This window comes from Faecalibacterium sp. i25-0019-C1 (assembly GCF_042854225.1).
GTDB lineage: Bacteria > Bacillota > Clostridia > Oscillospirales > Ruminococcaceae > Faecalibacterium > Faecalibacterium taiwanense.
Genome location: NZ_AP031428.1, coordinates 1,196,797 through 1,213,435 on the forward strand (window position 1 = coordinate 1,196,797; position 16,639 = coordinate 1,213,435).

The following is a 16,639-nucleotide window of genomic DNA, read 5'->3' on the forward strand; positions in this document are numbered from 1 at the left end:
CGAGGGGGCTGTCGAGCGAAAGCGAGACTGGGGGAGTGGACTTCTCATTTTCTTTATCTTACCCCGGGCCACGCTGCAAAACAAGAGACAAAACCGGCACTTTTTTGCCACAAAACCGGCAGAACGCAGCCAGAGCATAAAAATATCGGCGGCAGGCGGCGGATGCAATTGCAAATTCCGGCCCATACTGTTATACTGGAACCGCTACTTTGAATCGGAAAATGGAGGAAACCCATGTATCGCAATGGAATCAAGCGCCTGCTGGCGGTGGTGCTGTCGCTGTGCGGCATGATCTGCCTGTCCTGGCTTTTTCTCATTCTGGCCGTCGCCATCAAGCTGGACTCGCCCGGCCCGGTGTTCTTCAAACAGAAGCGTGTGGGCATTGGCAAAAAGCACTTTTACATTTTAAAGTTCCGCACCATGCGCATCGACACGCCCCACGATATGCCCACCCATCTGCTGCACGACCCGGACCAGTATATCACCCGCATGGGTCATTTCCTGCGCAAGACCAGTCTGGACGAGCTGCCCCAGCTGTGGAATATCTTTGTAGGTGATATGGCGGTCATCGGCCCGCGGCCTGCTTTGTGGAACCAGTATGATCTGCTGGCAGAGCGCGACAAGTACCATGCAAACGATGTGCGCCCGGGCCTGACCGGCTGGGCACAGATCCACGGCCGCGACGAGCTGGAAATTGCCGAGAAGGCCAAGCTGGACGGCTGGTATGTGGAGCATCTGAGCTTTGGGCTGGATGTGAAATGCTTCTTTGGCACCATTGCCGCTGTGCTTAAGCACGACGGCGTGGTGGAGGGCGGCACCGGCACTCTGCACGAAGAAACAGGCAAAGAGAACCATTAAAAATAGCCGCCGCGTGCCGCAGCCCGAATATTTTCAGCGGAAAAAGATTTTATGTTTGCAGTTCTGGAAAATCTGCGGATTTTCCAGAACTGTTTTTTCACGGAGGGGCTGTGACCAGAAACTGCATTTTTTGCTGATTTGTCCTGATTTGTGAAAAGGTGCTTGGAGCGGCCCGCAGGCCGCGACAAACACAAAATAAAAATAATTCTTCCGCAGAAGATGGCCAGAGCGCAGCGGAGGCCATTCTAAATCGCCATATCTCTTGATTTATCCCCGGAAAAGCGTATAATAAAACAGTACACAAGACGTCAAAGGAGGATTCCTGTATTATGGAACGCACCTATATCAACGAGGCTCAAAAGGCCATCGGCGGCACGGTCAAGGTGCAGGGCTTTATCGAGAACCTGCGCAACAGCAAGTATATGGCCTTTATCGTGCTGAAGGATATTACCGGCAAGTTGCAGATCACGGTGGAAAAGGAAGATCACCCCGATCTGGTGGATACCATCGATCAGCTCACCCCGGATTCCGTCATCACCGTCACCGGCAAGGTGGTGGAGAACGACTACGTCAAGATGGGCGGCGTGGAGATGATCCCCGAGAGCATCGAGATCGAGAGCATCGCCAACGCTCTGCCCATCGTCCGCAAGGAGATCGCAGCCACCAAGAAAAAGAAGGCTGTGGAGCGTTCCAGCATCGACCAGCGCATCGATTACCGCTGGATCGACCTGCGCACCGACGAGAATCAGCTCATGTTCAAGGCACAGAGCTGCTTTGTGAACGCCATGCGCAAGTTCCTGCTGGACCGTAACTTCATCGAGATCCACACCCCAAAGCTGATCGCTGCTGCCAGCGAGAGCGGCTCTGAGGTGTTCAAGGTGGACTACTTTGACCGCAACGCCTATCTGGCACAAAGCCCTCAGTTCTACAAGCAGATGGCCATGGCTGCAGGCTTTGAGCGCATCTTCGAGACCGGCCCTGTGTTCCGCGCCGAGAAGAGCTACACCAACAAGCACTCCACCGAGTTCTCCGGCTTCGATCTGGAGTTCAGCTACATCACTTCCTATAAAGACGTGATGAAGATGGAAGAGGAGCTGCTGACTGCCGGTCTGCAGGCTGTCAAGGACAACTACGGCGACCAGATCAAGGAGATGTTCGGGCAGGAAGTGATCGTTCCCACCACCCCGTTCCCGGTGGTCAAGCTGGCAGACCTGTACAAGGGTCTGGAAGAAGAGTTCGGCTACACCGTCGATGAGAGCGAGAAGGGCGACCTGACCACTGAGGCCGAGCGCCTGAGCTATGAGTGGGTGAAGAAGCATTACGGCCACGAGTTCCTCTTTATCACCGATTACTCTGCCGAGAAGCGTGCGTTCTACCACATGCGCGACGAGAACGGTGTGCCCCAGGGCTACGACCTGATCTGGCGCGGTGTTGAAATCACCACCGGTGCCCAGCGTGAGCACCGCTACGAGGTGCTGAAGAAGCAGGCCGAGGAAAAGGGTCTGGCCGATGATGTCAAGTTCTATCTGGAGTTCTTCCAGTACGGCTGCCCGCCCCACGGCGGTTTCGGTCTGGGCATCGACCGCCTGACCATGCTGCTGTGCGGCCTGACCATCAAGGATGCCGAGTTCCTGTTCCGCGGCCCCAACCGTCTGACCCCGTAATTTTATAGAGATCATACCGAGAGCTGCTGCGCATTTTGCACGGCAGCTCTCTTTTTGTTGGATGGTTTAGAATGGTGGACTCACCCTCTCAGTCAAATCCTTCGGATTTGCCAGCTCCCCCGAAAGGGGGAGCTTCTGACGCATCCGCAAGGCTTGCATTTTATCTGGAAACTGCGCCGTTACTGCAAAAAGCTCCCCCTTCGGGGGAGCTGGCGAACGAATGTGAGCCTGAGAGGGTTCAGCATGCTGAAAGCAAACAGGTAGCCCCTCCACAGCGCCGCGCTTTCGCAGAAAGCGGCGCTGTAAATGCTGTTTTCCTCTACGACCCCATCTGTGAAAAAGCAATTCAGGAAAATCCGCAGATTTTCCTGAATTGCAATTATAAAATAAATTTTCCGCTGAATATGCCCAGAGCAAGGCGGAGGGCATTCAAAATCGTTCCGGCATAATGCCCCGCCCTGTTTCATACGATTACAACAAGCGGACCGGAATCCTGTCCGGTGCACAGCGCAAACGGGAAGGGGAGAGCAATTTGGCAAATCAGGAACAGAAGAGCATCTGCCGCGAGATCGGCGCACGCACCGGCGGAGATATCTACATTGGGGTGGTTGGCCCGGTGCGCAGCGGCAAATCCACCTTTATCAAGCGTTTCATGGAACAGCTGGTGTTGCCCGCCATCGGCCCGGCGGCTGCGCGGGAGCGTGCCCGGGACGAGCTGCCCCAGTCGGCAGCGGGCCGCACCATCATGACTACGGAACCAAAATTCATCCCGGAAGCAGCCGTGCCCCTGCAGTTGGAGGGCGGCGGCGAGTGCCGGGTGCGGCTCATCGACTGCGTGGGTTACATGGTGGAGGGGGCTATGGGCCACGAAGAGAACGACAAGCCCCGCATGGTCAAAAGCCCGTGGTTCGACCACGAGGTGCCCTTCGACCTTGCCGCCGAGACCGGCACCCGCAAGGTGATCTGCGAACATTCCACCATCGGCATCGTGGTCACCACCGACGGCTCTGTGAGTGACATCCCGCGGGAGGGCTATGCCAGAACCGAGAAGCGCATCGTGGAAGAACTGGATGCGCTGGGCAAGCCCTACATCATCCTGCTCAACAGCACCCACCCGGATGCGCCGGAGACGAAGCAGCTGGCCGAGGGCATGGCCCGGGACTACGACCACACCGTGCTGCCGGTGAGCTGCGTGGATCTGGACGCGGAGGCACTCGGCAGCATCCTGCGGCAGGTTCTGTACGAGTTCCCGGTGCAGGAGCTGGATTTTGCCCTGCCGCGCTGGGTCACGATGTTGGAAAATGGCCACTGGCTGCAAACGCAGGTGTACGATGCGGCCATGCAGCTGGCGGCAAAGGTCTCCCGCATGAAGGATGTACCCTCCGGAACAGACGCACCTGCGCTGGAATGTGACGCGGTGCAGCGCTCGGCCATCAGCGGCATCGACCTTGCGAACGGCAGTGTGCGCATCACGGTGGAGCTGAAGCCGGAAATTTTCTATCAGGTGCTGAGCGAGCAGACCGGCCTTGCCATTGGCGACGAAGCGGGCCTGATGCCCTGCATCATGGAGCTGGCAAAGGCCAAACGGGAGTACGAGAAGGTGCGCAGCGCCCTTGAGCAGGTGGAAGCCACCGGCTATGGCATCGTGATGCCCACGGTCAGCGAGCTGAAACTGGAACAGCCCCAGATCGTGCGGCAGGGCACGAACTACGGCGTGCGGCTGGAAGCCTGCGCGCCCTCCATCCAGATGATGAAGGCCACCATCCACACCGAGATCAGCCCCATCGTGGGCACCGAAAAGCAGAGCGAGGACCTTGCCCGCAGCCTGCTGGCCGGCTTTGAGGACGACCCGGAAAAGCTGTGGGAGTCCAACATCTTTGGCAAGAGCCTGCACGAGCTGGTGAACGAAGGACTGCAGAACAAGCTACTGCACATGCCGCAGGAGGCCCGCACCCGCCTGCAGGAAACGCTGGAACGGGTCATCAATGAGGGCTGCACCGGGCTCATCTGCATTCTGATCTGACCGCTACAAAACAGAAGAGGGAAGCGCCGCGCGGGTGCCTCCCTCTTTATTTGTTCACTTTTCTTCTTCGGTCAGCTTATTGATGAGCATTTGGTAGATCTCGTTGCCCTTGAGGATGAACTGCTTTTTTACCAGCTCGGCGGTCAGCCGGTCCGGTGTGCCGAGATCCAGACAGAACAGCTCACTGTCCAGCCCTTTCACCGTGCAGCGGATGGTGCAGTGGCCGTCCTCTTTTTCGGTAATGCTGGCACTGTACTTGGCTTCCTTGCGGGCCCATGTCTGGCAGCGCAGCACAGCGGCCACAGCGCGCTCCCGCACACTGCGGGGCAGGTCGTAGGCAAGCTCCTGCGCCACTTTGCGGCCCTTCTCGGTGATGGTGTAGCTGCCCTTTGTCAGGGTGACGAGCTGCTGCCTGGTGATATCGTCCAGACACGAGCCGATCTCGAAATAGTTCACCAGCGCTTCTTCCATCAGGGCGTTTTCGATCTCCTGCCGGGTAATGGGTCCGGCATTTTTGACCAGATAGCACAGCAGCAGCCGGATCTCGGTGCTGCTGGTCAACCCGCCGGGACGTACACCGGCAGTAAAAGCATCATTGGCGGCCATCGTTCCATACATCCCCCTTGCATTCCTTTTCTTTTATAGTATAAAGGCTTTCACGCCGGATTGCAAGCCGCAGCGGCAAAATCTGTCTCAATGCGCTTGGGGCTTTCCGGCGTGGAGTACACCCAGTGGTCCAGATGGCCCTCGGTGATGAAATACTTCAGCTCGAACCGGTGGCGCTGGCTCAGGGCGTGGTTCACGATCACCAGCTTGATCTTCATTTTTTCCGGCAGGATGTTCTTGATGTAGACGCTCACCGCCTGCCCGGGCACAAGGTCGGTGCAGCTCTCGGCAAGGCCCGCGAGGTTGGGCGCGATCTCGATAAAGGTGCCGTATTCCTCTACGCTGCGCACGATGCCCACCACGGTCTCACCCACGGTGAACCCGGCCGCATTTTCCTCCCATGTGCCCAGCAGTTCCCGGATGGTCAGCACAAAGCGGCCCTGTACATCCCGGTTCTTGACGGCGCACAAGATCTGCTGGCCCACGCTCACCCGGTCGGCGGGGGAGGAGATGCGGCTCACCGACATGCAGTCGATGGGCAGCAGGGCACTGATGCCGCAGCCCACATCACAGAACGCGCCAAACGGCTCGATATGGGTCACGGTGCAGGGCAGGATATCGCCGGGCTGCAGGGCGTCCAGATAGTCGGCCTTGCACATCTGCTGCGCCAGCGCGCGGGAGAGCCGGTAGAAGGGCTGACCGTTCTCATCGGTGTCCAGCGCTTCGATCACAAAGCAGGTGGGACGGCCCACCCTCGTCAGCACCGCAATGTCCCGCACGGTGCCGTTTGCGGCACCATCGGCGCACTGGGCAAAGGGCATCACGGCTCTCACCCCGCCGATCTCGAACCGCAGCTGGCGCTGGGTATCAAAGGCCAGAGCAGTGGCCTGCAGGATCTCGCGGTTTGCCATGGCGGCGCGCAGTTCAGTGGGGGACAGGCGCGCAGCAGAACGGTAGTTGCCTTCGGTACGGTAAGCTTGCATCATCTTTCATTCCTCTTTCTCTGCTTTTTAGGCCGTGCTTGGAACGGCAGCGGCCTTTCTGTTAAAACTTATGCATCCGCATGGGCGGATATTTGCATTTTGTGCGGCTTTGCATTATACTATATCTGTATGCGCAGCAAACCGGCACGCCGGGCTTTGCGCACACACCGCCTGCTGTTTTGGGCAGGCAGAAGGGAGAAGCAGAGCTATGGACATTGCTGTAGGCGATACCATCCTCACCCGCAAAAAGCACCCCTGCGGAGCGTCCAGCTTCGAGGTACTGCGCGTCGGCATGGATTTTAAGATCCGGTGTACCGGCTGTGGGCGCGAGGTGATGCTGCCGCGTGCTAAAATTGAAAAGAACATCAAAAAGGTGGTAAAACCCGGGCAGGCCTAGCGCCCGGCGCAGCACGCATCCGGGGCGGAAAGGCCCCGGAGCCGTTCGGCTGCACGAACATGAATCTGAGTTTGTAAGGAGAACTGCCGGAATTATGCCGAACATGTTTACCCAGATGGATGCTGTCTGCCACCGCTTTGAAGAACTTTCCATCCGCCTGAACCAGCCGGATACCGCCGCAGACCCTGCGCTTTTCCGCAGGCTGATGCGGGAGTACCACGATGCAGAACCTGTGGTGCAGGCCTACCGCGCGTGGCAGACCGCACAGGATCATCTGGCACAGGCCAAAGCTCTGCTGGAAGAACCGGGCGCACTTGACCCGGACTTCAAGCAGATGATACAGCAGGAAATCAGCGAAAAAAGTCAAGATGTGGAAAAGCTGGAAAATAATCTCAAAATTCTGCTGCTGCCCAAGGATGTGAACGATGGCAAAAATGTCATTGTGGAGATCCGCGGCGGCGCAGGAGGGGAGGAAGCTGCCCTGTTTGCCCACAGCCTGCTGCGCATGTACACCATGTATGTGCAAAGCAGGGGCTGGCAGCTGGAAATGCTCAACCTCAACGAGACGGAGCTTGGCGGCGTGAGGGAAGCCATCTTTTCGGTGGACGGTGCCGGGGCCTACAACCGCCTCAAGTACGAGAGCGGTGTGCACCGTGTGCAGCGCGTGCCGGAGACCGAGACGCAGGGCCGCATCCACACCTCCACGGCCACGGTGGCTGTGATGCCGCAGGCCGAAGAGGTGGACTTTGCGCTGGACATGAAGGACCTGCGCATCGACACCTTCCGCTCCTCCGGCGCGGGCGGTCAGCACATCAACAAAACCTCCAGCGCCATCCGTGTGACACATCTCCCCACCGGCATGGTGGTAGAATGCCAGAACGAGCGCAGCCAGTTCCAGAACAAGGACAAGGCGCTGGAGATCCTGCGCAGCCGCCTGCTGGCCCAGAAGCAGAAACAGCAGCAGGATGCCATCAACGCCAGCCGTCAGGGGCAGGTGGGCACCGGCGACCGCAGCGAAAAGATCCGCACCTACAACTTCCCGCAGGACCGCTGCACCGACCACCGCATCGGCCTGACCGTGCACAATCTTTCCAAGATCATGGACGGCAATCTGGACGAGCTGATCGACGCACTGGCCACCCGCGAACAGGCCGAAAAGCTGCAAAAGCTCAACGAGCAGGGCTGAAATGCGGTTTTGAAAATAAAACGATATCCTGTCGATAAATGCTGAAAAGCATAAATACTTTACAGATAGAAAGAACGATGATCCGTATGGAAATGAAAACTGAAATTTTGCCCGCATCGGACGAAAAGAGCATTGAAAAAGCCGCTGCCCTGCTGCAGAACGGTGAGCTGGTGGCCCTGCCCACCGAGACGGTTTACGGCATTGCTGCCGATGCCCGCAACGGCGAGGCTGTGAAGAAGATCTTTGTGGCCAAGGGCCGCCCGCAGGACAATCCCCTGATCGTCCACGTCACCGGACCGGAAATGCTGCCCGGCCTTGTCAGCGAGGTGCCGGAGCGCGCCCAGCTGCTGATGGCTGCGTTCTGCCCCGGCCCGCTCACCATCATTATGCCCCGCGGCCCGGAGGTGGCAGCAGAGTGCTGTGCCGGTCTGGACACCGTGGGCATCCGGATGCCCAGCCACCCGGTGGCCCGCGCCGTCATTGAAAAGAGCGGCTGCGCCTTTGCTGCCCCCAGCGCCAATCTTTCCGGCAAGCCCAGCCCCACCAACGCGCAGGATGTGTTCACCGATATGGACGGCCGCCTGCCGCTGATTTTGGACGGCGGCGAGTGCGACGTGGGCGTAGAAAGCACTGTGGTGTCGGTGGTGGGCGAAAAGCCCACCCTGTTCCGCCCGGGCCACATCACGCTGGAGGACCTCGAGCGTGCCCTCGGCGAAGAGGTGGAAGTGTCCAAAGCCATCCTCGAAAAGCTGCCGGAGGGTGCTGTGGTGCGCAGCCCTGGCATGAAGTACAAGCACTACGCCCCCAAGGCGGATGTGACCTTGCTGGACGGCACCTTTGAGCAGTTCAAAGCCTATGTGGATGCCCACGCCGAGCAGAATCCCAGCTGCCTGTGCTTTACCGGCGAGGCGGAAAAGCTGGGTGTGCCCTGCGTGGAGTATGGCCGCGAGGGCGACGGTGCCGATCAGGCAAAGCACATCTTCCGCTGCCTGCGCGCGCTGGATGAGCAGGGCGATGCCGTGGTCTACGCCCGCTGCCCGCAGAAGGACGGCCTTTCCATGGCGGTGTACAACCGCCTGATCCGCGCTGCGGCCTTCCGGGTGATCAAGCTATGATCGCGCTTGGCATCACGGGCCGCAGCGGCTGCGGCAAATCCACGGTCACGGCGGTGTTTTCGGCCCACGGTGTGCCGCTGGCCGATGCCGACCAGATCAGCCGCGAGATTTTACTGCCCGGCTCGCCGCTGCTGCCCCGGCTGGCCCAGCGGTTCGGCGCAGACATTTTAAAAGCAGACGGCACATTGGACCGCCGCCTGCTGGCTGACCGCGCTTTTGCCACCCCGGAAGGCAAGGCGGCGCTGGACAGCCTGACCCACCCGGAGATCGTGCGCCGCATCCGTGCGGCAAAGCAGGCAGCACAGGATGCCGGTGCACCGCTGTTCGTGCTGGATGGCGCGGTCATCGTGGGGACTGCGGCGCAGGCCGAGTGTGACCGCCTGTGCGTGGTCACGGCACCGTTTGAGACCAGTGTGGCCCGCATCGTGGCCCGGGACGGCATCTCGGCCGAGATGGCCGCCCGCCGCCTGAACGCCCAGACATCGGAAAGCACCCTCACCGCGCAGGCAGACTATGTGCTGCGCAACGATTCCAGCCTTGCACATCTGCAGGCTGCGGCAGAGCAGCTCTGCACAAAGCTTCTGGCAGAAGGAGGTGCGGGAAAAGAGCTTTGAACAAACGATATAACGAACAAGATCCTGCACCGCAGTACGACCCGGAGACGGCCCGCATCCGCCGCGCTCTCCGCGCCCAGAAGGCACGCCGCCGCAAAAAAATGCGCAGCCGCAGGCTGTTCCTGCTGGGCATGGCGCTGATCCTGCTGTTTGTGCTGGTGCCCAACTTGTGGGGCAGGGCAGAACGGCTTTTATACCCCCGCAAGTACGAAGTGCTGGTGGACCAGTGGGCGGAGACTTACGGCCTTGACCCGCTTCTGGTGGATGCCTTCATCCGCACCGAAAGCGGCTTTGACCCGCAGGCCACCTCCACTGTGGATGCCCGGGGCCTGATGCAGATGACCGAAGAGACCTTTATCTGGCTGCGCAGCAAGATCGCACCGGACGAAGGGCTGCTCTTTGCAAATCTCTACGACCCGGAGACCAGCATCCGGTTCGGATGCTATTACCTGCACCTGTGCATGGAGCGCTACAACGGCGATGTTGCCACTGCCGCTGCCGCTTATCACAGCGGGTGGGGCACGGTAGATGCTCTTTTACAGATGGAAGAGCACTCCGCAGACGGCGAAACGCTGCAGGGCTTTCCCTATAACCAGATGAACCACTACGTAAAAAAGATCACTTCCTGCTATGCGCGGTATCAGCGTATCTATGCAGAAAGCTGAGAGGAGATAAGGAACATGAGCGAGAAACTTACCGCAAAGCAGGCTGCCGAACAGCTGCTTTACAAGCCGGAGTACGCCGCCGACAAGAGCGCCGACGTGAAGGAGAAGGCTGCAGCATTTGCCGAAGGCTACAAAGCCTTCCTGAACGCTGCCAAGACCGAGCGCGAAGCTGCCGCCGCCAGCGAAAAGCTGCTGCTGGAGGCCGGTTACGAAAAGTTTGAGCCGAAAAAGACCTATGCCCCCGGCCAGAAGATCTACTTTGTGCAGGAGCACAAGGCGGTGGTGGCCGCTACCATCGGCCGGAGATCTTTTGAGGAGGGCTTCCGTCTGGTGATCGCCCACATCGACAGCCCCCGTCTGGACCTGCGCCCGAACCCGCTGTACGAAGCAGACCACCTCAGCTACTTCAAGACCCACTATTACGGCGGCATCCGCAAGTACCAGTGGGGCACCATGCCGCTGGCCATCCACGGCGTGTTCACCCGTGCCGATGGCTCCAGCGTGTCCTTTGCAGTGGGTGAGGACGAGAATGACCCCGTGTTCTGCATCACCGACCTGCTGCCCCATCTGGGTGCCGAGCAGAACGACCGCAAGCTCAGCGAGGGCATCAAGGCCGAAGAGCTGAACGTGCTCATCGGCTCCGACGCTGTGGAGGATGCCGACATCAAGGAGGCCGTCAAGCTGAACACCCTGATGCTGCTGCACGAAAAGTACGGCATCACCGAGCGGGACTTCACCCGCGCTGAGATCGAGGTGGTGCCCGCCCATAAGGCCCGGGACGTGGGCTTTGACCGCTCCATGGTGGGCGGTTACGGTCACGATGACCGTGTGGACGCATACCCCGCCCTTATGGCCGAGATCGAGACGAAAGATCCTGTGCACACCACCGTCTGCGTGCTGACCGATAAGGAAGAGATCGGCTCCGACGGTGTGACCGGCATGCAGAGCATGTATGTGTTCCACTTTATGCAGCTGCTGTGCCGCGCCGCCGGTCAGGACGACATCCTTGCCTTCCAGAACAGCGTGTGTCTCTCCGCCGATGTGACCGCCGCCTACGACCCCTCCTGGGCAAATGCCTTCGAGCCGCAGAACGGTACTTACGCAGGCCGCGGCGTGGCCTTCTTCAAGTACACCGGCAGCCGCGGCAAGAGCTCTGCCAGCGATGCTTCCGCCGAGCTGGTAGGGGATATCACCCGCCTGCTGGATGCCAACGGCGTGGCATGGCAGATCGGTGAGCTGGGCCGTCTGGACCTTGGCGGCGGCGGCACCATTGCCAAGTACGTGGCCAACCGCGGCATCCCGGTGTTGGACATCGGCGTGCCGGTGCTGTCCATGCACTCGCCCTTCGAGGTCATCCATAAGACCGACCTGTACATGGCTTACCGCACCTTTGCACTGTTCTGCCAGAACGCGGAATAAAGATTTAGCCCCGGATCGCCCGCAGCCGCGCGCATTCCGGGGCTTTTTTCAAAAAAATGCTTGACCTTCAAGTGTCTTTAAGGTGTAATGTGAGTGCGGAGGTGAAGCAAATGAACATCAAACAGGCTTCGAAACAGAGCGGGGTGTCTGCCCCCAATATCCGCTTCTATGAAAAAGAAGGACTTCTGAATCCCGCCCGGCTGCCTGGCAACGACTACCGTGATTACACGGAACAGGACATCCGCACTCTCCGGTTCATCCGGATGCTGCGGATGCTGGATGTGCCGCTTCCGGTCATCCGATCCGTGCTTGCAGGCGATGCATCGCTGGGGAGTGTCCTGCGGGAGCAAAAGACCGCACTGGAACAGCGCGCAAAGCAGCTGGAAGGGGCGGCGCGTTTTTGTGCAGAACTGGCCCGGCAGGACCCGTCTGTGGCATCACTGGATGTGGACGCCTGCCTGTCCCGGATGGAAAAGCCTGCCGTACAGGGTGCGTTCTGTTCTGGCTGGCTGCAGGATTACCGCACGCTGGCACAGGTGCAGCACCAGAGGCATTTTTCCTTTATTCCGGAGGGCAGCATCAACACCCCGCAGGAGTTCACAGCGGCCCTGCAGACCTACGCAAAGGCCAACGGGATGCAGTTCAGCCTTGAAAAAGAGGGGATGTACCCGGAGTTTTCGCTGGATGGCATTCCGTATAAAGCTTACCGAAACCCGGGCAAGTACCGGGATGAAATCTGCTGCGATGCCGTGCATCCCGAGCAGCTTGACACCGGGCTTCCCTCCCGGCGGGAAAAGCTGCTGCGCATCGCGCGTATCGTGCTGCCGCCGGTGTGCACCTTTGCCGCCATCATGGCGGCAGGGTGGGTAGTCACCGGCGGTGCAGGCTGGCTCTGGCTGGCGGCGCTGGCATCCGGCGGGGTGCTGCTTGGCCGCGGCTTTGAACACCGGCTGTAACTGGGCCAGTCTGCTCAGCTTAGCGGCAGAGCCTCGGCAACGGTCAAAAAGGTGTAGCCGTTGTCTGCATACCACCGGATAATGTCCGGCAGTGCTTCGGCGGTGGTGTGTGTGGAGGAAGAATCGTGCATCAGAACGATGCAGTTCGTCTGCTGCCCGGTCTCGTGCACCACATTGCGGTAAATGGTGCCCGCGCTTGGGTGCCCGCCCACGGCATCCTCGGCGCACACGTTCCAGTCCACCCAATGCCAGCCTTTCTGCTCTACTTCGGCTTTCAGCTGCTTCATCAGGCCTTTGCCGCCGTAGCGCCGACTGACGGTGTTGGTGCTGCCGCCCGGAAACCGTAGATACCGGATGCTCTCGGCATCCACATAGGGCGCAATGCGCTCCTTTAAAAGGGCAATGTCCTCCCAATAAGCGTCGCTGCTGCGGTAGATATCGCTGTACTCGTGGGAAGCAGAGTGCAGCGCGATCTGGTGCCCGGCGCTGACCGCTTCGGTGAGCAGGGGCAGATACTTCTCGTTGTAACCGGTAGCCACCACAAAAAATGTGGCGTGCACTCCGGCCGCGTTCAGCGCGCTGAGCACATCCGGTGTGGTCTTGCTGGGGCCGTCGTCAAAGGTCAGGCAGACCCACTTTTCCGGCAGCGGCTGGGCAGCAGGTTCCTGCTGCTCCTGTGCCAGAGCCGAAACGGCGGGGGAGAGCATCGAAGTGTCCGGTGCCGGGGTAAGATCCTGCGCCTGACATCCGGTGACGACCGGCGGCGCAGCAGATACAAACCCCATAATGAGGGCGAACAGCATCACGGCCGCAACTCTGGCCCGCCTGCGCCGTGCGAGATATTCTGCAAGCTTCAAGAGCAAAACCTCCTTTGTCTGTTTGGTTTGCTCTTATCAGAATATGAACGACGGCGGATTCTATGAAAAAATCAGCCCACCCGCTGGCGTTTATCCAGCCGCATCTTATCAGCGATCATCGCGATGAACTCCGAGTTTGTGGGTTTCCCCCGCAGGTTATGGATGGTGTAGCCGAAGTAGCTGTTGAGGGTATCCACATCGCCCCGGTCCCATGCCACCTCGATGGCGTGGCGGATGGCGCGCTCCACCCGGCTGGCGGTGGTGCCGTTTTTCTTGGCGATTTCCGGGTACAGGCGCTTGGTCACGGCGTTGATATACTCCGGCTCGTTCATGGTGAGCAGGATGGCATCCCGCAGGAACTGGTAGCCCTTGATGTGGGCAGGGACGCCGATCTGATGCAGGATCTCGGTAACGGTCAGCTCATCGCTGTCCACGCTGGTGTGCAGGATGTGCTTTTCCGGGCCAAGTGCCGCCTTGAGCACCCGTGCGGCAAGCACGGTCTCATCAAAGGGCTTTACAAAGTAGTAGGCAAAGCCTTCGTCCAGCAGCTCCTGAACCATCTCTTCGCTCTGGAAGGCACCGGTCACGAAGAAGGAGGTGTGCCGCTCACCGGCGGCATTGTAGCGCTGCTTTACCGCAAGGGCATCCAGACCGGGCATAAAAGCATCCAGCAGGACCACCTGCGGGCGCACGGTGAGCATTTTCTGCAGGACCTTGTTGCCGTCCTTTTCCACAACGGTCACGTCCACGCCCTTCTGCTCCAGCGCTTCGCGGCAGGCGGCAGTGAACGGGGCACCAGTATCCGACATCAAAAATCTAACTTTGTCCATGGTTGTTTCCTCCAATGTGTGCAGTTCCCTTAACACCATGGATTTTACCATAATTTTCCAGAACTTTCAACGGTTTATATTGGTAAATTTTGGCAAAGAAAATCGAAATGCGCAAATTTTTTTGCAGATCAGCTTTATGGCTGCGCAGCATCGTCTGTTTTTTCAACAGCGCGGGCCTGCTTGAGCATGGTCTGAGCAAAAATGCCGTAGCCCCGCGTGGGGTCGTTTACCAGCACATGGGTCACTGCACCCACCAGTCTGCCGTTCTGCAGGATGGGACTGCCGCTCATGCCCTGCACGATGCCGCCGGTTTTGGCAAGCAGCTGCCGGTCGGTCACGCGCAGGATCATGTTGCGGTGGGGGTCTGCGTCGTTTACCTTTTCAATGCGGATGCGGTATGCCTTGGGCACCTCGCCGTCCACAGTCGTCCAGATCTCGGCATCGCCCGGCACCACCTCCTGCGCAAAAGCCATCTCCAGCTCCGGGCCGGAAAATGCAGCCCGTGTTCTGCCATAGACCCCGGTCTTGCTGTTGATGCAGATGCTGCCAAGCGCATGGGTGCTCAGAAAGCGGCCCTTCAGCTCACCGGGGCTGCCCACGGTGCCGCTGGTACACCCCACGATCTGGCAGGGGACGATCTCGCCGCTGCGCAGGGCCACGCTCTCACCGGTGTCGCTGTCGCTGATGGGGTGGCCAAGCCCGGCAAACACCCCGGCGACATTGTCCACAAAGGTCATGGTGCCTACCCCGGCGGAAGAATCCCGCACCCACATCCCGGCGCGCCACTGCCCGGCGGTGCTGTCCCACACGGGAGTCAGCCGGGTCTGGAATTGCTCACCATTGCGGATATAGACCACCTGCACCGGTGCGCCTGCGGCCGTTTCCAGAGCATCGTGCACGGCGTCGTTCGTCTCGGTCAGGGTGTCGTCCATGCGCACCACCCGGTCGCCCAGCCGCAGCCCGGCCTTCTTGGCGGGGTTTGCGGTGCCGTCCGGGGTGTTCAGGTCGGAAAAGCCCACAATGAGCGCACCCTCGGAGAACATCTTAACGCCGAAAGGCGTACCGCACACGGTTACCACCGGACGTGTTTCCACCAGAGCGCGCACAGTCTTGACGGGCAGCCACCCGCCAATGGACAAAGTGGCCTGATAGCTGCCCGCAGCCTGCGTGCTGGCCGCGTTGCGGGAGCCAGCGGTGCGCAGCGGCTGCACATAGGCAAAACGGGGCAGGGTAAGGGTCTGGCCGGGTTCCAGCAAAATTTCAGCAGGCAGACTGTGCCACAGCCAGCCCAGCACCGCCAGCGCGGCCACCAGAAGATAAGCTGCCGCAATGCTGCCAGCGCGGCGTAGTTTTGATCTGCGCATCGGCAAAAGCCCCTTTCCGCCATGGAAAATGATACGATCGTCCGGCGATAGTATGCGCTGTGAAGGGCGGAAATATCAATGCAGTGATTGACTTTTGCCGCCGGAACTGATACTATATTAAGGCGGTTTGGCCGCAGCTGCAGAATAGAAGAATACGCGGGTATGGTGGAATTGGCAGACGCGCAGGATTTAGGTTCCTGTGCCGCAAGGCGTGTGGGTTCGACCCCCACTACCCGCATAAGAGAAAAAGCGCGATGGTTCGTACAGAACCAGCGTGTTTTTTCTTATCATGGTAACACTTTTGGTAACACTATTAAGTTTTCAGACTGCTCTCACCAGCGCATTATACAGCATTTCAATGAACTGCACCGCGCTGGGCGCACCGGTCAGCGGATAGCCTGCCAGCTGCTGCACATACTCCGGGTTTGTGAGCCATGCACCTTTAGCTGCCCGGCGGACAGCGCTTTGAATCGCTTTTGGCTCACATCTTCTGCGGTCGGCGATAGGGGTATAGATATCTTTCTCCACGGCCTGCAGGCGGTCTTCCTGCTCACAGACCAGCTCAAGACACTGGCACAGGATACTGTAGGCGCTCAGATTGCGTGTGATGCCCATCGGGCGCAGCAAATCATTGACCTGAGTGGACAATTCGGAAACGATCATAGTTGACACATCCTTTCTATGCGTCAACTCTAACCGAAAAATACTTAAAATTTACCAATTACGTCGATATACGTCGTAAAGCGTCGAAACACGCCAAACAAAAACAGCCCCGAGGAACCGTCAGGCTCCCCGGGGCTGCTGCTATGTATGGCTATTTTGGGCAGGGCGGCTTACTTTCCCTGTGCCTTCAGCTTGTCGTATGTCTGGTCTGCCTGAAGGGCTGCGGGGGTGAAGCTGTTGTTCTTCCACCACGCGACCAGCGCGGCAACGGTGGTGATGCCAGCGGTGACCAGCTGCTCCACGGTCTGGCTCTCGATGGGCAGCACGGGTTTGCCCAGTGCGGACAGCACCTGATTGGTCAGGGCCAGCAGCAGGCAGGCGGTGCGGGCAATGGTGCCTGCGGAGATGGTGGGGGCGTTGTAGGTGTGTGCGTTCATAG

Annotated in this window: 17 protein-coding genes and 1 tRNA gene; 11 read left to right on the forward strand and 7 right to left on the reverse strand. The window is 59.4% G+C overall.

The genetic code is table 11. The annotated features are described in order from the left end of the window. Positions 1–234 precede the first annotated feature (234 nt). From ACGHUK_RS05885 to spoIVA, 3 genes are all read left to right on the forward strand, one after another. Positions 235–858 (forward strand): sugar transferase, encoded by a 624-nt coding sequence (locus tag ACGHUK_RS05885; protein ID WP_005941208.1) that lies wholly within the window; start codon positions 235–237, stop codon positions 856–858. Positions 859–1,187: 329 nt separating this feature from the next. Continuing rightward, positions 1,188–2,522 carry an aspartate--tRNA(Asn) ligase gene (gene aspS / locus ACGHUK_RS05890; RefSeq protein ID WP_005941202.1) on the forward strand — a complete coding sequence of 445 codons (1,335 nt, stop codon included), beginning with the start codon at positions 1,188–1,190 and terminating at the stop codon, positions 2,520–2,522. Positions 2,523–3,054: 532 nt separating this feature from the next. Beyond that, the gene (gene spoIVA, locus ACGHUK_RS05895; RefSeq protein ID WP_044953602.1) at positions 3,055–4,545 is read left to right on the forward strand and encodes a stage IV sporulation protein A; all 1,491 of its coding nucleotides are present in this window, start codon (positions 3,055–3,057) and stop codon (positions 4,543–4,545) included. A gap of 54 nt (positions 4,546–4,599) precedes the next feature. On the opposite strand, the gene ACGHUK_RS05900 is transcribed toward spoIVA, so the two are convergent. Together ACGHUK_RS05900 and ACGHUK_RS05905 are read right to left on the reverse strand one after the other, a co-directional pair. Then, positions 4,600–5,151: a DUF4364 family protein gene (locus tag ACGHUK_RS05900; RefSeq protein ID WP_118527808.1), complete on the reverse strand. Its 552-nt coding sequence runs from the start codon at positions 5,149–5,151 to the stop codon at positions 4,600–4,602. 50 nt (positions 5,152–5,201) lie between these two features. Beyond that, entirely contained in the window at positions 5,202–6,137 is a 936-nt protein-coding gene (locus ACGHUK_RS05905) for a S1 RNA-binding domain-containing protein (protein ID WP_390575467.1), read from the reverse strand. Positions 6,138–6,342: 205 nt separating this feature from the next. On the opposite strand from ACGHUK_RS05905, the gene ACGHUK_RS05910 reads away from it, so the two are divergent. From ACGHUK_RS05910 to ACGHUK_RS05940, 7 genes are all read left to right on the forward strand, one after another. Further along, positions 6,343–6,531, forward strand: a complete 189-nt coding sequence (locus ACGHUK_RS05910; protein ID WP_005941184.1) for a DUF951 domain-containing protein — start codon at positions 6,343–6,345, stop codon at positions 6,529–6,531. A gap of 94 nt (positions 6,532–6,625) precedes the next feature. Further along, on the forward strand, positions 6,626–7,717 hold the full coding sequence (gene prfA, locus ACGHUK_RS05915) for a peptide chain release factor 1 (protein ID WP_390575470.1): 1,092 nt from the start codon (positions 6,626–6,628) through the stop codon (positions 7,715–7,717). Between the two features lie 86 nt (positions 7,718–7,803). Continuing rightward, positions 7,804–8,832, forward strand: a complete 1,029-nt coding sequence (locus tag ACGHUK_RS05920) for an L-threonylcarbamoyladenylate synthase (RefSeq protein ID WP_044953601.1) — start codon at positions 7,804–7,806, stop codon at positions 8,830–8,832. Continuing rightward, positions 8,829–9,446 (forward strand): dephospho-CoA kinase, encoded by a 618-nt coding sequence (coaE, locus tag ACGHUK_RS05925; protein ID WP_390575473.1) that lies wholly within the window; start codon positions 8,829–8,831, stop codon positions 9,444–9,446. The genes ACGHUK_RS05920 and coaE overlap by 4 nt, the downstream gene beginning before the upstream one ends. Then, positions 9,443–10,111 (forward strand): lytic transglycosylase domain-containing protein, encoded by a 669-nt coding sequence (locus ACGHUK_RS05930; protein ID WP_097774904.1) that lies wholly within the window; start codon positions 9,443–9,445, stop codon positions 10,109–10,111. The genes coaE and ACGHUK_RS05930 overlap by 4 nt, the downstream gene beginning before the upstream one ends. A 15-nt stretch (positions 10,112–10,126) precedes the next feature. Continuing rightward, a complete protein-coding gene (locus tag ACGHUK_RS05935; protein WP_390575475.1) occupies positions 10,127–11,530 on the forward strand; it encodes an aminopeptidase in 1,404 nt (467 codons plus the stop codon). 110 nt (positions 11,531–11,640) lie between these two features. Then, positions 11,641–12,486, forward strand: a complete 846-nt coding sequence (locus ACGHUK_RS05940; RefSeq protein ID WP_390575478.1) for a MerR family transcriptional regulator — start codon at positions 11,641–11,643, stop codon at positions 12,484–12,486. A gap of 14 nt (positions 12,487–12,500) precedes the next feature. Here ACGHUK_RS05940 and ACGHUK_RS05945 read toward each other — a convergent pair whose 3' ends face one another. From ACGHUK_RS05945 to spoIVB, 3 genes are all read right to left on the reverse strand, one after another. Beyond that, positions 12,501–13,343 carry a polysaccharide deacetylase family protein gene (locus ACGHUK_RS05945; protein WP_243139185.1) on the reverse strand — a complete coding sequence of 281 codons (843 nt, stop codon included), beginning with the start codon at positions 13,341–13,343 and terminating at the stop codon, positions 12,501–12,503. A gap of 71 nt (positions 13,344–13,414) precedes the next feature. Beyond that, on the reverse strand, positions 13,415–14,173 hold the full coding sequence (spo0A, locus tag ACGHUK_RS05950) for a sporulation transcription factor Spo0A (RefSeq protein WP_044953592.1): 759 nt from the start codon (positions 14,171–14,173) through the stop codon (positions 13,415–13,417). Between the two features lie 134 nt (positions 14,174–14,307). Then, positions 14,308–15,537: a SpoIVB peptidase gene (spoIVB, locus tag ACGHUK_RS05955; RefSeq protein WP_390575480.1), complete on the reverse strand. Its 1,230-nt coding sequence runs from the start codon at positions 15,535–15,537 to the stop codon at positions 14,308–14,310. Between the two features lie 156 nt (positions 15,538–15,693). Here spoIVB and ACGHUK_RS05960 point away from each other — a divergent pair. Further along, positions 15,694–15,775 (forward strand) — tRNA-Leu (locus ACGHUK_RS05960). 83 nt (positions 15,776–15,858) lie between these two features. Here the strand turns inward: ACGHUK_RS05960 and ACGHUK_RS05965 are convergent. Together ACGHUK_RS05965 and ACGHUK_RS05970 are read right to left on the reverse strand one after the other, a co-directional pair. Continuing rightward, a complete protein-coding gene (locus ACGHUK_RS05965; RefSeq protein WP_120120044.1) occupies positions 15,859–16,200 on the reverse strand; it encodes a sporulation initiation factor Spo0A C-terminal domain-containing protein in 342 nt (113 codons plus the stop codon). Positions 16,201–16,370: 170 nt separating this feature from the next. Continuing rightward, positions 16,371–16,637: a phage holin gene (locus tag ACGHUK_RS05970; RefSeq protein WP_097781834.1), complete on the reverse strand. Its 267-nt coding sequence runs from the start codon at positions 16,635–16,637 to the stop codon at positions 16,371–16,373. Positions 16,638–16,639 lie beyond the last annotated feature (2 nt).